Source organism: Mesorhizobium liriopis (genome assembly GCF_024053505.1).
GTDB lineage: Bacteria > Pseudomonadota > Alphaproteobacteria > Rhizobiales > Rhizobiaceae > Mesorhizobium_B > Mesorhizobium_B liriopis.
This window is the reverse complement of the sequence record NZ_JAMXQS010000003.1, coordinates 369,399-384,122: the sequence shown is the minus strand read 5'-3', so window position 1 is coordinate 384,122 and position 14,724 is coordinate 369,399. Positions and strand designations below refer to the sequence as shown.

Genomic DNA, 14,724 nt, shown 5'->3' with positions numbered 1-14,724 from the left:
CATGGCATCCATCGATATCGACAATGTCCGCAAGAACTACGGTGCCGTGCCCGTGCTGCACGGCGTCGATCTGACCATCAAGGACGGCGAGTTCATCGTGCTGGTCGGCCCCTCCGGCTGCGGCAAGAGCACGCTGCTGCGCACGGTCGCCGGGCTCGAAGAGGTGAGCAGCGGCGAAATCCGCATCGGCGGGGCCCGCGTCAACGAGAGGCATCCCAAGGATCGCGACATCGCCATGGTGTTCCAGTCCTATGCGCTCTACCCGCATATGAACGTCGCCGAGAACATGAGCTATTCCTTGCGCCTTCGTCGCGCGGCCAAGGAGCGGATCGCGTCGGCCGTGTCGAACGCCGCCGGCAAGCTCGGCCTCGAGCCCTTGCTCGAACGCCGGCCCAAGGCGCTGTCGGGCGGCCAGCGCCAGCGCGTCGCCATGGGCCGCGCCATCGTGCGGCAACCGAAAGCATTCCTGTTCGACGAGCCGCTGTCCAACCTCGATGCCCGCCTGCGCGAGCAGATGCGCGCCGAGATCAAGACGCTGCACCGCGATCTGGGTGCCACCTCGATCTATGTGACCCACGACCAGATCGAAGCCATGACGCTCGCCGACCGCGTGGTCGCCATGCATGGCGGGATAGTCCAGCAGGTCGGCTCACCGCTCGAACTCTACGACCGCCCCGCCAACCTCTTCGTCGCCAGCTTCATCGGCTCGCCGGCGATGAATCTACTCAAGGGCACCTATGACGCGTCGGGCGCAGAAGCCGGCATCGTCCTGCCGGACGGCACCCGCATCGCCTTGTCGGGCCCCTACGCCCTGCAGAGCGGCACGGAAGTCACCCTCGGCATCCGTCCCGAACACGTCGTTCTGAGCCCAATTGACGGCCTGCCGGCGCGTGTGAGCCTCGTCGAACCCACAGGCTTCGGCATCATCCTCCATCTGTCCGTGCACGACCTGCCCTTGATCGCTTTCACCCTCGACCGCACCCGCCTGCAATCGGGACCAACCACGGCCATCGCCTTCCCGCCCGAACATCTTCATCTGTTCGACGGGGCGGGAAACCGCGTGGTGCGGGCAAACTGAAAGACGATCAGCGCGTCTGCGCAACTTCTGCCGCGAGGTCGAAGGAGAGGCGGCAGCGCTGGCCGGCGGGGATCGCATTGTCGGGATTAGGCAGTTCGAGACGGATGCCGAAAGTGCCGCTCGCCGCATCGAACACACGGTCGACCACGGTGACGGAGGCCTCACGCACCGTGCCGGCCGGCTGCTCCACCGCGACGCGGCCTTGCGCGCCCGCTGTGATCTTGCCCCAGAGCGAGACCGGCATATAGGCCTCGATGAAGAGCGGGTCGGTCTGGACGAGCGTCAGGATCGCGCTGTCCTGGCGGACGAACTCGCCCGCGCGCAGGTTCTGCTCGGCGACGAAGCCCCTTAAAGGGCTGACGATGCTTTGGCGCGCCAGAAGCGCCTGCTGGCGCTCGACCTCGATTGCGGCGAGGCGTAGCTTGCGCTCCTCGGTGTCGAGATCGCGCTTGGCGATGTCCACCGTCGCCTGAAGCTCTTCGAGCTTGGAGCGCGTGACGTTACCCGATCCTTCGAGCTTCTTGGAGCGGTCGAGCGAGGCCTGCGCCAGCGTCAGGCGCGTCTGCTGCGCGTCGCGCGCTTCGGTAGCCTCGGCCTGTGCGCGGGCCATGGCAAGATTGGCTTCCTCGACCTTGGAATCGAGCCGCGCCAGCACGGCACCCTTCTCGACCAAGGCACCGCGCCCGACCTCGACGGAGGACAGGAGCCCGACCACCGGGCTTCCCACCTGCACCCTTTGCGCCGGCTCGGCGAGGCAGTCGAACACCGTCTCCTCCGCCCAGGCGGCAGTGGAACTCGCGAGAAGCGAAGCGAAAACGGGGAGGAGAGCGATGCGCGTCATGGAATGGGTCACTCCGCCCGGCCGGTAAAGGCCAGCGTCTTGATCTGGTTTTCGTCGGATTTGAGAAGGTCGCGCCGCATCCGGGCATGGATGCGCTCGGCGCGCTTCTGAGCGTGGCGGAGCAGGAGCCGCGCAGGCATTTCGCCGAGCCGCGCAGGTGCGAGCCGGCAAAGTTTTCGCATGCTTTGCGAGAGTGCGAAGTCGAGGATCGGGTCGTCCAGTGACAGGATCGCCTGGAAACATCCCTTCTGCCCCTGACGTCCCGAGCGGCCTGCGAGCTGGTCATCGATCCGGCGCGCCTCGTGTCGCTCCACCATGATCACATGGAGGCCGCCTAAAACCTCGATCTCGTCGGCGACATGAATATCCGTGCCGCGTCCGGCCATGTTGGTCGCGACCGTGATCGCGCCACGCTCTCCCGCACGGGCCACGACTGCCGCTTCCGTGCTGTCTTGCGCGGCACTGACGATCTCGTGGTCGAGGCCGACTGCAGTGAGCCGCTCGCTTGCGGTGAGCGCGGAAGCGACCGAGCGTGTGCCAAGCAGGATCGGAACACCTTTCGCATTCAGTGCGGCGACCCGCTCGATCACCAGCCGCCACTTGGTTTCGTCGTTCAGCAGGACGCGATCGACCAAATCGATGCGCTGGCGTGGCCGGTGCGTCGGTACCTGCACCACGGGCAGGCGATAGACCGACCAGAACTCGGCCGCCACATGCCGCCCCGTCCCCGTCATGCCGGCAAGCCGCCGGTAACGGCGGAAGAAGCGCTGATAGGTCATCCGCGCGATGGTCTCGCGCCGCGCCGAAGGCTTGCAGCCTTCCTTGACTTCGATGATCTGGTGCAGCCCGTCGCTCCAGGCGCGATCGGGCATCACGCGGCCGGTATGCTCGTCCACGATCTGCACCTTGTTCTCGCGGACCAGATATTGCTCGCCCTTGTGGAAGAGAAGCAATGCGGAAAGGGCTTGTCTCGCCAGTTCCTCGCGCACCACCACGCCGCGCCATTCCGCGCCCCGATCGCGCGCGAATTCCTCCACGCGGTCGCGGCCTTGTGCTGTCAGCTGCACGCGGCGCTGCTCGGCATTGAGATGGTAATCTGTTCCCTCCACAAGATCGGCGGCGAGCATCAGGGCCTGTGTCGCGGTTTCGGCCGAAACCTGACCTTTTTCCTCGCGTGAGATCACCAGTGGCGTACGCGCTTCATCCACGAGCACGCTGTCGGCCTCGTCCACGATGGCGAAATGCAGCCCGCGCAGGCGCAATTCGCTCGTCCGCGCCTTCTCCCTCTCAGTCGCTTCCAGCTTGAGCTGAAGATTGCTGCCGCGCTGGCCGAGCACGATGCGGTCGCGCAGGTAGTCGAAGGTCAGTTCCTTGTTGGTGCAATAGGTGATGTCGCAGGCATAGGCCGCCTGCCGCTCCTCGGTCTTCTGGCCGCTGACGACCACGCCCACGGAAAAGCCGAGGAAGCGATAGATCGGCTCGGTCAGTTCGGCGTCGCGCTTGGCGAGGTAGTCGTTCACCGTGACCACATGGATGGGCACTCCGGCGAGCGCCGCGGTGGCCGCCGCAAGCGCGGCTGTCAAAGTCTTGCCTTCACCCGTCGCCATCTGGGCAAGGTTGCCACGCAGCATGGCATAGGCGCCGATCATCTGGACGCCGTAGTGCCGCCGCCCGCTCAATCGGCCCGAAATCTCGCGAGTGACCGCGAAGGCGGGTGCCACCGTATCCATCGAGAAGTCGCCGTCGCGCCTGAGCGTCTGGCCGATCTTGCGTGCCCGTGCCCGCAACGCCTCGTCGGAAAGCGTCCGCATCTCCTCATTCAGCGCCTCGACCCTGGGCACGATCCGGGCAAGCCGCTTGGCGCGAAGCTCGGCGCCCAAGAGCTTGAGCGGCGAGAAGAGCCGCGCGGCCTGCTCGTCGAGCGGCTTTTTGGGTTTCTGCGGCCGCTCGCCGTAGAGCACCGGAACGGGCGCGCGCAGAGCGAAGTCAGACATCGAAATGGCTCAGGAAGACTTGGCGGAGGGTGCGCGCCACGCGCCACGCGATCGGCTCCGTGCCATGATCGAAGCGCACATAGACACGGCTGCCCATCATGGTGCCGGCGGTTGCTGCATCCGGCAGGAGATCGAAAACGAAAAGGCCCTGCACGGCTTTCGCACCATCGCGCGAGGCGCGTGTGGCGATGCTGCCGCCGCCTTCCACTGAAAGCGCCAGGCTCGGCAGGTCGACTTGGGCGGACGGCACCTCGCGCGCGATCCTTGCCGGCACCACATGGTCAAGCGCGCTCGCGTAGCGCACGGCGACGTCCTTGGTGCGGGCGCGCACCAGATCGACCTCATCCTGCGGCACGATCACGCGCAATGCTGGCGTCGCTTTCGCCATCACGTAGCCGACCAGATCGCCCTGCTTGACGAAGCGGCCTCTGAGGTTCGCAGCATCGGGCAGCACGAAGCGCCCGCTCTGCTCCGCGCGTACCACGAGATCCTCGCTGCGCTGCTTGACCGACGCCAAGACGCCATCGACGTTGCGGATCTGCTCGCGCAGCATGTCGGCTTGCGTGCGGTCGGCGAAGCGCACGGCCTCGTAGCGTAATTGCAGCTCGCGCTTCTGCGCTTCGAGAAGCCGGACCCGCCCGCTGGTGGACGGGTCTTCCAGACGCACGAGAGGCGCGCCGGCAGCCACGATCGTGTCGGGCATCGCGAGCACGTCGCTGACCGTGCCGGCGGCTTTGGCGCGCAGTTCTGCATGGTCGGGCACCCAGACGACACCTTGCGCCATCGTGGCAAAGGGCAGGGGAACCACAAAGAACAGGGCGAGGCACGCGGCGACAAGCCCCCCAGATGTCCAAAGCGCCCGCTTGCGGTGGCCTTCGAGCTTGGGCGCGGCGAACAGGTACTTGGCGCCCTTCCATACAGGTGAGACGAAGGTGCCGTAGAGCGAGATCAGCGCCAGCATCACGCCGACAAAGAACAGCTTGCCGGCGACGAGCAGCGCGATGGTGAGACTGAGAACCGTGCGATAGATGAAAGACAGGATCGCATAGCCGAACAGCCACTTGCGCTCGCCGGGCAGTTCCGCCGGGCTCTCGGCATTCTCGATGCCCAACAGGTAGTGCTGGACCACATACCAGAAATATTTGTTCGCGCGGGTGCCGAAATTGGGGATCTCGAGCAGGTCGGCGAGGATGTAGTAACCATCGAAGCGCAGCAGCGGATTGCCGTTGAAGAAGAGCGTCGAGACGCCGCCGATCAGCATGACGTTGAAGGCTGCCGCGCGCACGAGGCCCGGCTCGGCATTGACCCATACGATCATCGCGATGCTGGCCAGCGCGAACTCGACCATGATGCCCGCACCCGACACCAGCACGCGCCGCCAGCGTTGCCGGAAGGCGATAGAGGATGTCGCATCCACATAAGGAGCGGGAATGAGGATGAGCAGCATCACGCCCACCTCGTGCACCGCGCCGCCCCAGACCTTGGTGGCATAGGCGTGGCCCGCCTCGTGGATCGCCTTGATGAGAGGATAGATCGCCGCGATCAGCAGCAGGTTCGATGTGCTCAGGAGTGCATCGGTGCCGTCCGCCGTCAGTTCCCGCCAATGTAGCGCGCCGAGCACGACGGCCGAAAGGGCGAGACCGGCCCAAGAGAGAAAGCCCCAGACCGTAAAGACCGGCCGCACCAGCGGTAGAGTGAGGTCGAGGAACCGGTCGGGGTCGAACAGCGGGAGGCGCAGCGCCATCGGGTTGCGGATGCGCGACAGGAGATTCGATCGGGCCTGCTTGGAGGAGCGCTCGGAGAGCTCGGAAAAATCAGGCGGTAATTCACCCTGCAACAGGTCGGAGCCGTGAAGCTGGGCGAGAAGCTGGATCGCCTCGTCCTGTGTAGGCGGATCGTCGCCCGCGCGACGGCCGACCATTTCCCAGATCTCGTGCAGCGTCCGACGCCCGTCCATGAGCGAAACCATGAGGTTCGCGGCCGGCGACAGGCGGTGGAAGCGACCGGTCTGGTGGTCCTGCAGCACGTGCCAGACTTGGCCGCGAAAGCGCTGCCGATGGATCTCGGCATGTCCCCGCAGGCGCAGCTTGAGGCCGGCCACGCGATACCAGGATGCGCTGAAGAGCGACTTGGCCATGGATCAGGGCATCCAGCGCCAGAAAGCGAGGCGCATCCAGTCGGCTGCCGGGCGCAACCATGTCCAGATCAGCAGTTCCTCCTGGACATCGACCTTGGCGATGCCGATCATGCCGGGGCGCAGACGCTCCGTGGCGCCGGCCAGACTGCCCTCGACCTTGAACATGTTCTTGCCGTCATGGGTCTCGGCGACGGGCGTGATCTTGTCGACCGCAACCGGAAAGCTTTCCTCGGGGAGGGCGGTGAACACCACCTCGCCCGACTGGCCTTCCTTGAGGCTCGCGATGCGGCGCTCGTCCACCTGCATGATCACGCGATAGTCGGTGAGCGGTGCGATCTCGAACAATGTCTCGCCCCGGCTGACCGAACCGCCCACGCGCTGTGAGAGGTCGCCCGAGACAACGAGGCCGTCGAAGGGAGCCGTCAGCCGCGTGCGGGCGATCTGCTCGTCGATCATGGCAAGCTGGGCATCGGCCTGATCGATCTGGGCACGGATGACATTGATCGTCGCCGGCTGGCGCGAGGCGAGCGCCTTGTCATACTCGAAAGCATGCTGCTGACGCTCGGTCGCCCATTTGAGACGTTCGAGCGAAAGCTCGCGGTCTTCGAGCGTGGCGAGCACCTGGCCGGCCTCGACCATCTCGCCTGCACGCACCGAGGCTTCCTGGATATAGCCGTCATAGGCGGAAACAACCGCACGGCGCACGGAACCTTCGAGTTCGGCGTCGGCGTTCACGCGGTCCATGGTGGTGGCGAACGAGAAGAACAGACCCGCAGCTATCAAGGCCGCGACCACGAGCTTGCGCGCCACATGGCCGGGTCCGACGAGACGCTTCACCTGTTCGAACAACGAAAGTCCGATCTTGGTGATCAGCCAGCAATCGTTGCGGCGTTTCTCTTCGAGGATCGGTCCGAGCGCGGTCGCCGCAAGATCGAGCAGGCGGATCGTTTCGCCCGAGAAAGCATGGCCGCGCGAGCGCTCGAAAGTGAAGGCGCCGATGAAGCGGTCCACCACGAAGAGCGGCACGGTGAGTACCTGGCCATCGTGCTGCATGCGGGCGAGCGCTGCATGGGCCCGCGTGGCGAGCGCCTCGTCGTGGCCGATGGGAAAGAGGATCGCCGCGCGCTGGTCGATGGCCTCGTCCATGGCTGAACCGATCGCGCGCACCAGCGCCATCTGGCGACCGAATTGCGCGGTATGCGAAATGGCCGCAAGCCGCGACGACCCGCGGCGGACGAAGCCCAGTGACACACGAGCGCAGTCGAAGCGGATCGCCATCTCGGTCGCGGCAGCCATGGCTGATGCTTCGAACGTCTCGTGATCGAGAACGGCCGCGATCAGTTCCAGCGTGGCGCGCGAGCGCGCGAGCTGGGATGCGCCGGAACTGGCACGGCGTTCGCGCAAGTGATCGCGCAGCCACGCCGAACCCCATTGCAACTGGCGGATCGCGCCGCGCAACTCGTCCTTGCCGGCGGCCTGAAGTTCAAGCGCCACGACAGCCACGACGTCGTCGCCGAACATGATGGGATAGGCGACGGTAGGACGTGGCGCATCCGGCTTGGGCGTTCGCGCGATCGGCCGCGCCTCGCGCCGCGCCATGGTCGCCGTTTCGCGCAAAGCTGCGTTGTCGGCGCTGTTCTCGGGCCACGCGGCAAGGAGTTTGAGCGGCAGCTCGGCCGGGCTCTTTTCTTCCGCCACCCGCACGACTGCCCCGACCACGCCGGGGATCATCCCGCATTGGAGCGCGAGCCAGGCGGTCGCGAGTTCGTCGGAATCCTGTGCCGCATTGAGCCGCTGCCACAGTGCGGGCTCGAGCAGGGTCAGGGAGCGGGCGTCCAGGGCCTCGGCGGCTGGACTGCTTGCACCGTCATTCGCCGCCGGGGTTCGCATGGGAAATGCCTGCCCTATTCGAGATCGAGGGCGCCGTAGCGCGCTTCATGTTCCCGCAGCACGCCGTTGAGCACGCCCGCCAGTCGCTTGGCGGCGAGCGGCGTCAGGATGATGCGATTGGAAAGCTCGACCGAAAGCGTCTTGCTTTCCTCGACGTTCCAGGTGCGGTTGGTGCCGAAGAACAGATCGACCTGCTCGCGCGTGCCCTGCACGTTCACGACATTGGCGAAGTGGGTCGCCATGCGCTCTTCGAGCCACTCAACCGCAGGCGCGGCTTCCCCATTTGCCTCACCGGCATTCGGCGCCTTGGCCATCCCCATTCCCCCGAAGACAAGATACTGGCGGCTCAGTCCCTGCTGAAACCGGTTTCCTGCTCAAACAGGATTGCCAGCATCCTTGTCAAGAAGACTTGACGCCCTATGCCTTCCTCTGCGGCAGTTCGCTGGTAAATTCTCTGCGAGTGTTGTCGGCAGGCTCCTGATGTCAGAAGCGGATTGCCAGGCCGACTTTACCGGACACCACGCGCGGTTCGATCGTCACCTGATCGAACTGGCTGTTGTCGATGGTGATCTGATCCACCGCTTCGGCATACAAGCCCTCGACGCGGAGCGAGACGTGCTCGGATAGAGCGGTCTCGACACCGGCTCCTACCTGATAGCCGTTCAAAAGGTCCTTATCATCGTCTCCATCGGCGGCGAAGAAGTCGCCGTTGGATTCGATCATGAAGCCAGCATAACCGGCCTTGGCATAGACCAAGGTCGAGGGGGTCACGACATAACCCAGCCGACCCGATACGGCCCAGATTCCATCGAGCTTCGCGAATTCGTCAGTGGCTCCGGTAAAGAAGGAATTCAGATCCGGATCGTCGAAGGTCGCCTTGAGATACGAATACTCGCCTTCGACGCCCGCCACCACATTGCCGAAGCGCAGATCGTAGCCGATGAAGCCATTGGCGATGCCGCTTTCGTCGCCGAAGCTGTCCACGGTCGCGCCCGGGACGTCGATGTCACGGTCCAGCTGAGCGCTGCCGATCCCGCCAGCGACGCCGAGGTAAAAGCCGTTGAAGGAGGTTTCTGCGGCCGGCGTTACCTCACGCGCATTGGCCTGCGCGCCGAAGCGGTAGGACAGGCCGGCGGTCACCAGAAGCGTCTTGGGCTCGAATGCTTCGAGGTCCGTGGTTTCCAACTCATCCTGCGCGGAAAAGTAGGTCGCATCCACACGCCCCGTGAGATTGCCCCATAGAAAGGTTTCTATGCCGCCGCCCACCGCAAGAGCGCCGAGCGTGTCGCTTGCCGTGCCATCGAAGCCCTCTTCAGCTTCGACGCGAATGCCGGCATAGCCGACTTTGCCGTAAGCGAGTGTTTGCGGCGTCACGAGATAGCCAAGCCGGCCCGATGCCGAGAAGGCGTGCTCGATGCTCGCCAGCGTACCCAGGCCACCGGCGCTGAAGGGCTCATAGTCGGCCGAGATATGCGTGTAGTCGAGTTCCACGCCGGCCACCCAGCGCGGCGCGAACTGGTAGTCAAAGCCGCCATGCACGCCATAGGCGAATTCCTGCTCAGCGAAGCGGTAGCTTGTCGTGTCGTCGCCGGCGAAAACCGGAAGCAGGTCATAATCCAGCGTCGTACTCGCCGCGCCGCCATGGATACCGATGTAGAAGCCCGTCCAGGAGGGACCGGTCGCGACGATGGGAGCTTCTGTGACTGCATCCGCAGCCGAAGCGCCGGTTGCGCTTGCAGCCAGCACCAATGCAGTGGCGGTCAGAAGGACAAGCTTGGTCCGGCGCATGAATTTCCCCTGCGTGATGCTTATGCTCGCTATCATGGAGACGGCATCCATCAAAGAAGCTATGACCCAAGGTGAGAGTGCTTTCAGTCTTGGCGACAGAACTGTGTCTCGAATGGCACAGGACGGAGAAGGGCCATCTGGCTTCGATGCGTGGTTGACCGGTGTTTGCTCGAGCTATCATGAGGTCATGCTTGAAAGTTTCCGCATCCGATTTCTCGCCGGTCGGTCAGCGCTTGCTCCAGGCTTTGGAAGGGCTGGGCTGCGAGTTCGGGTTGGAGCGGTCGTTCAAAATTTCAGCCGATGGCGTCAATCACGATCGCTTCGCCGCGCTTCTTCATAAAGGCGCGTTCGGTCCCGATGCGGCTTTGCGGATAGCAAGTTTGATGCATGCCCTGGCGATGCCTGCGGATTTGCGCGATCGATTCCTTGCTTTGCTCGATCAGGCGGAATTCGTCCATTTCGGTTTCGAAGGCCCTGATCGCGTAAAGATCTATCTCGAGCTTGGTCGCGCTCATCCGAAGGACGGGGCGGAGGCACGGACGCTCATCCACCTTGCCGCCAAATGGCGGCCGAACAGCGATGAGGCGCCCGCCGTTTCTCGCTACTTCAACCCCGCCATGGCGCGAACCGTTTCAGGCGCCGAGCATCGGCTCGGCACACTTTTCGCAAATGGCGCGGGAATGCCGTCCGTCGCACTGGCGCGGGCGATCCTTATGAAGCTTGTGCGAACTGGTGCGCAGGACTGCTTCTTCTTCATGGAAGTCGAGGACGAGGGCGCCCCTCGGCTCTCCTTCGATCTCAATATATATCCTGCCGAGCTCGCTGTCGCCGATTTCGAAGGGGCGATCCGGGCATTGCTCGCTGCCTATCATGTGCCGGTGCCAGCATCGGAAGCCTTGCTTGCCGCGTCGCGTGCGCATGCATTCGGCCACGTGTCCGGCGGACTCGGCCGCCGTGGTGTCGACTTTACGACGATCTACTATGGAATGAGACCCCATCGCGGTCGTGCGTGACCCTGCGATTGGGGCACCCTGCACGGATCTTGCTTAACCCATCGGCGAAAGCAGGTTTTGCCTCGCTTCCTGTTTTCCGCCGTCTGTTGAGCTATGGTTGGATAGGTTGCAAACACGCAGTGACGTTGCGGGTTACATTTACCATCAAAAACGAGGTTGATCACATTTTCGCATAGCCTAGGGTTTCACCTGCTCCCGGAGTTGCCGTTAGGTAACGGACCTGATACCGGTTTCAGCGCCAAGGGCTAGATTTGACGGGCTATGCGGGTCGCATGGCTGAATGCTTGGCGCAGTGCATACCTGGGGGATAAGGTGTCCAAGCAGCTTCTGATCTATGAGCGCGCCGTTCCGGTGTCGCGCCAGAACCATGGCGCGATCTCGGTCAAGGCCGGAAACGATTTCGGCTTTGCGCGCCATGTGAACTCTGTGCCGCTGATGACGGCGGAGTTCGGCGCCGTGTCGCCGGAATATGCCATCGTCTTCGCAGGCGAGGGGCAGGAAATCATTCCGGTGGTGCTGCTCGGCGTGCGCGACAACGAAAACCTGTTCGTGAAAGAGGATGGCGCTTGGAGCGGCAAGTATGTGCCGGCGTTCCTGCGCCGCTATCCGTTCGTGTTCGCAAGCACGGATGCGGGAGATAATTTCACCCTTTGCATCGATGAGGATTTCTCGGGCGCCAACACGGATGGCATTGGCGAACGTCTGTTCGACAGTGCCGGTGAGCGTACGCAATATCTTCAGAGTGTGTTGGGCTTTCTGCAGGCCTACCAGCAGCAATTCATTCGCACGCAGGCTTTCACCAGGCGGCTCGCCGAACTCGATCTGCTCGAGCCGATGCAGGCCCAGTTCACCCTTCCCGGCAATCAGCGCATGACGCTGACAGGCTTTCAGGCCGTCAATGCAGATCGCCTGAAGGCTTTGTCGGGTGACAAGCTCGAAACCCTGGCGCGGTCCGATGAGCTAGACCTAATCTACGCCCACCTTCATTCCCTACGGAACTTCACCGCCACGGCGGAGCGCTTGCAACTGCCGGAAGGCGGCAATGCGATCGAAGCTTCGGTGGGTGAGGCTTCCGCTCAGGCTGAAGAAGACACCGCGCCGAGCGCGTCGTCACTGAACTGATTTTTCCACCAGACCAAACCATACCAGCGGCGCATCAGCGAAGGCGGCACGGCAATGGCTTTCCCATTCAAGTCCGAGGGCATCACCGGCCGTCCACGGGGGCGCAAGGTCGCGGCCTCGCGCCTTTCACTGCGTCAGAACTGGCTGGCGCGGCTGTTGCACTCTGCGGCAGCCAAGCGCCACAACCGTGAGCGCCTCCTTTTCGATCCGCTCGAGCCACGGCTGTTGCTCAATGCGGATGTGCTGTCGGTCAGCCTGCAGGACATGCAGGAAACTGCAAGCCATCACGACATTCTTGTCCAGCTCGTCGATCACGTCGAGAAAACCGATGAGCGAACCGTCACCATCCAGCGCGTAGAAATCCGCGACCGCGCAGATGACAATAAGCTGCTCGCATTCGGGGACCTTTCGAACATCAAGGCCATCTCGGTCCAGGGCAGCGAGGGGGATGACCACCTGACCTTCGACAAAACGTCCTTCGGGGCGTTCTCTGTTCCTGATTTCTCTTTCGATGGTAAAGGCGGGCAGGACACACTTGCGGTCGAAAATGCGGGAGCTACCGATTGGTTCCTGTCCGGCGAAAATAAAGGTGCACTTTCCGCGAAGAATTTTTCCGCGAGTTTCCAGGGCGTCGAAAATCTGGTCGGCGGTGCCGACAACAAGGACACGTTCAAGGTCGCAAAGGGCGGCGCGCTCGATGGCGTGATGGACGGTGGAGCGGGTGGCTACGACGTTCTGGTCTTCGCCGACGATGTGAAGGGCAATCTCACATACCGTCCGACCGGCCGCGACAGCGGTGACGTGATCATCGGCGATCAGGCCTACGCATTTGCGGGTCTGGAGCCCGTCGGGGTGTCATCTGACGGCAACGGTGTCGTTTCTATCGATTTTACCAAAATGCCTGGCGTGTCCGGCAATATCTCGGCCGGTCTGCGCCTCTCTGACGGAGGACTGCCCGGCTATACCTATATGATCGCGCCGATCGCATCGTCCGGGTCGAGCACGTTCGAAACGCTTTACTTCAATGCGCCCACCTCAAAGCTGGCATTGGTGTTTGGCTCTGGCAACGACACGTTCAGCGTTGCTTCGCTTCCCGGCACGTTGGCGTTCGATGTGGTCGTCGATGGCGGGGGCGGTAGCGACAGCGTCGATTTCAACGGCATATTGGACCTCGGCTCCCACGCGCTGAAGGTCGACTCCGAATTTATTGCGGTCAACGCCGGGTCCATGATCACGGCCGATACGATCGCCTTCACCGCCAAGGCCGGCGCCGTCGGTGCGTTCGCCGACAGCAATTCTTCTGCCGCAGCGCTTGCCGCCACCTCCAAGATCGAGATCAAGAGCGGGGCGACGCTCGCCGGCACCGAAGTGACGCTCGACGCGAGCGCGGCCACAAAGTCCACCATCACGCTGACTGATAGCAATACGACATCGTCCGCTGCCAGCACCACCGCGACCACGGATGTGGTCATGGCCGGCACGATCACTGCAAAGACGGTGAAGCTGTCGGCTGTGGTCAAGAACGAGTCCAGCCTTGCCGCGTCGGCGGCCGATAAGCTCCAGAGCGTTTCGGTCACGCTGGTGGATCATGCGGTGCTTTCCGTTTCCGGCTCGATCACCAGCACCGGCACCATCGATCTGGCCTCATCCACCGACGCGGATGTAACGGTCACCATCGGCGGGCTTGCGGTACCGCTCGTCAATGCAGGCGACGGCACGAATGTCGCGGTTTCCGTCACCAATCTGACGCAGCTGAATGTGGCGGCTGGCGCGGTTCTCACGCAAACCGGAACCGATGTGATCGAAGCCAATGGCCCCGCCGTGCGCATGGCCGCAACCGATGACACCACGGTCAGCGAGCAGATCTCCACCAAGAAGCCGACAGTCCTTCCGGTCGTGAACAGCGCCGTGGCTTTCCCGGTCGCCAATGGCAGCACGAATGTCAGCCGGACCACGGCTGTGCTCGTCGGCTCCGACACCGCGACGTCGCTCCCGACATCGGGCGCCTCGAAGACGATCGATGCGACGGGACGTGTGGATCTGCTCGCCCGCAGTTCGGGCGCCATCGGCACCGCCATCGATGCAGATGCCGTGGATCAGGCAAGCAACACGGCCGACGAGCGCACCACCGTCACTGTCAGTGGCGTAAGTCTCAGCGCGTCGGGCCTCCGGCTCAGCGCGCAATCGGATACGGATACGTCCGCCAGCGCTCATCAGGCCAAGAACACGATCAACGGCACGACGACCGCCAGGTTTTCATATAGCCGCATTTCTGCCGGGGCCGCCGGTCTCCAGATTGAAGCGTCGGATACCTCGACAGTAATCGCTGACGGCAAAGCGATTTCCATCAATGCCACACGGTTCCCCGTGCTGCCGGCTGTTTCGTTCGATCGCTCCTCTGCCGTCAATCTCGTCGGCAAGGATGTGAGCGCGAGCGTCGAGAACAGCAGCGTGACCGCTGCGGGCGACGTCGTAGTCAAGGCTGTCAACGACATGAAGGTCGTGGCCGACGCGAAGACCAGCCTCGTCACCGCTTCCGGCGGAACGCCTGGCATCAGCCTGCCGAGTTTCAGCTTCGGCGGCACGCTCGCTTTCAACCAGGTGGTGAGCGCTGTTTCGGCCAAGGTCGGCGACAGCACGATCACCGTTTCGGGCGCCGCAAGCGACCTGAGCGTTTTTGCCGGCGACACGTCCATCACGGATGCGGTCGCCGAAGCCGGTGCGGAATCCACGGGTCCGGGCGCCAATACGGCGAGCGGCGCGATTGCCGTCAATCTGGTGGGCTACCGCACCGCCACAAGCATCGCCACCGAACTCAAGGCTTTGGTCGATCAGCTGCTCGGCACGAGTTTCGCGTCCAC

The 14,724-nt window shown here is 63.6% G+C and carries 11 protein-coding genes (1 of these 11 cut by a window edge); 4 read left to right on the top strand and 7 right to left on the bottom strand.

From position 1 onward, the window contains the following. Position 1 precedes the first annotated feature (1 nt). Positions 2-1,078, top strand: coding sequence for an ABC transporter ATP-binding protein (locus NGM99_RS07490; protein ID WP_252817620.1), 1,077 nt, complete (start codon positions 2-4; stop codon positions 1,076-1,078). Between the two features lie 7 nt (positions 1,079-1,085). On the opposite strand, the gene NGM99_RS07485 is transcribed toward NGM99_RS07490, so the two are convergent. The 7 genes from NGM99_RS07485 to NGM99_RS07455 all read right to left on the bottom strand — a co-directional run bounded on the left by NGM99_RS07485 (position 1,086) and on the right by NGM99_RS07455 (position 10,186). Beyond that, positions 1,086-1,919: an efflux RND transporter periplasmic adaptor subunit gene (locus NGM99_RS07485; RefSeq protein WP_252817617.1), complete on the bottom strand. Its 834-nt coding sequence runs from the start codon at positions 1,917-1,919 to the stop codon at positions 1,086-1,088. A gap of 8 nt (positions 1,920-1,927) precedes the next feature. Beyond that, positions 1,928-3,913, bottom strand: a complete 1,986-nt coding sequence (locus NGM99_RS07480) for a preprotein translocase subunit SecA (protein WP_252817615.1) — start codon at positions 3,911-3,913, stop codon at positions 1,928-1,930. Further along, a complete protein-coding gene (locus NGM99_RS07475) occupies positions 3,906-6,050 on the bottom strand; it encodes a PqqD family peptide modification chaperone (protein WP_252817613.1) in 2,145 nt (714 codons plus the stop codon). Before NGM99_RS07475 ends, NGM99_RS07480 begins: the two co-directional genes overlap by 8 nt. A gap of 3 nt (positions 6,051-6,053) precedes the next feature. Beyond that, positions 6,054-7,940, bottom strand: a complete 1,887-nt coding sequence (locus NGM99_RS07470) for an efflux RND transporter periplasmic adaptor subunit (protein ID WP_252817611.1) — start codon at positions 7,938-7,940, stop codon at positions 6,054-6,056. 14 nt (positions 7,941-7,954) lie between these two features. Then, entirely contained in the window at positions 7,955-8,254 is a 300-nt protein-coding gene (locus NGM99_RS07465) for a DUF3467 domain-containing protein (RefSeq protein ID WP_252817609.1), read from the bottom strand. A gap of 169 nt (positions 8,255-8,423) precedes the next feature. Next, the gene (locus NGM99_RS07460; protein ID WP_252817607.1) at positions 8,424-9,728 is read right to left on the bottom strand and encodes an outer membrane protein; all 1,305 of its coding nucleotides are present in this window, start codon (positions 9,726-9,728) and stop codon (positions 8,424-8,426) included. A gap of 293 nt (positions 9,729-10,021) precedes the next feature. Beyond that, positions 10,022-10,186: a hypothetical protein gene (locus NGM99_RS07455; protein ID WP_252817603.1), complete on the bottom strand. Its 165-nt coding sequence runs from the start codon at positions 10,184-10,186 to the stop codon at positions 10,022-10,024. On the opposite strand from NGM99_RS07455, the gene NGM99_RS07450 reads away from it, so the two are divergent. From NGM99_RS07450 to NGM99_RS07440, 3 genes are all read left to right on the top strand, one after another. Next, complete coding sequence (locus NGM99_RS07450) at positions 10,160-10,741, top strand: hypothetical protein (RefSeq protein ID WP_252817601.1); 582 nt, start codon at positions 10,160-10,162, stop codon at positions 10,739-10,741. The genes NGM99_RS07455 and NGM99_RS07450 overlap by 27 nt on opposite strands. 312 nt (positions 10,742-11,053) lie before the next feature. Further along, positions 11,054-11,863, top strand: coding sequence for a SapC family protein (locus NGM99_RS07445; RefSeq protein WP_252817599.1), 810 nt, complete (start codon positions 11,054-11,056; stop codon positions 11,861-11,863). A 54-nt stretch (positions 11,864-11,917) separates the two neighbouring features. Continuing rightward, on the top strand, positions 11,918-14,724 hold the 5' portion of the coding sequence (locus NGM99_RS07440) for an LEPR-XLL domain-containing protein (RefSeq protein WP_289852374.1). Its footprint extends 26,764 nt past the window's final position; only the first 2,807 of its 29,571 coding nucleotides appear in the window; its start codon is at positions 11,918-11,920; its stop codon lies beyond the right edge, outside the window.

Bases quoted from the DNA above. Each gene is read 5' to 3' on its own strand.
- NGM99_RS07490 (WP_252817620.1), top strand. From the start codon at position 2: ATGGCATCCATCGATATCGACAATGTCCGCAAGAACTACGGTGCCGTG.
- NGM99_RS07485 (WP_252817617.1), bottom strand. From the start codon at position 1,919: ATGACGCGCATCGCTCTCCTCCCCGTTTTCGCTTCGCTTCTCGCGAGT.
- NGM99_RS07480 (WP_252817615.1), bottom strand. From the start codon at position 3,913: ATGTCTGACTTCGCTCTGCGCGCGCCCGTTCCGGTGCTCTACGGCGAG.
- NGM99_RS07475 (WP_252817613.1), bottom strand. From the start codon at position 6,050: ATGGCCAAGTCGCTCTTCAGCGCATCCTGGTATCGCGTGGCCGGCCTC.
- NGM99_RS07470 (WP_252817611.1), bottom strand. From the start codon at position 7,940: ATGCGAACCCCGGCGGCGAATGACGGTGCAAGCAGTCCAGCCGCCGAG.
- NGM99_RS07465 (WP_252817609.1), bottom strand. From the start codon at position 8,254: ATGGCCAAGGCGCCGAATGCCGGTGAGGCAAATGGGGAAGCCGCGCCT.
- NGM99_RS07460 (WP_252817607.1), bottom strand. From the start codon at position 9,728: ATGCGCCGGACCAAGCTTGTCCTTCTGACCGCCACTGCATTGGTGCTG.
- NGM99_RS07455 (WP_252817603.1), bottom strand. From the start codon at position 10,186: ATGGACGAATTCCGCCTGATCGAGCAAAGCAAGGAATCGATCGCGCAA.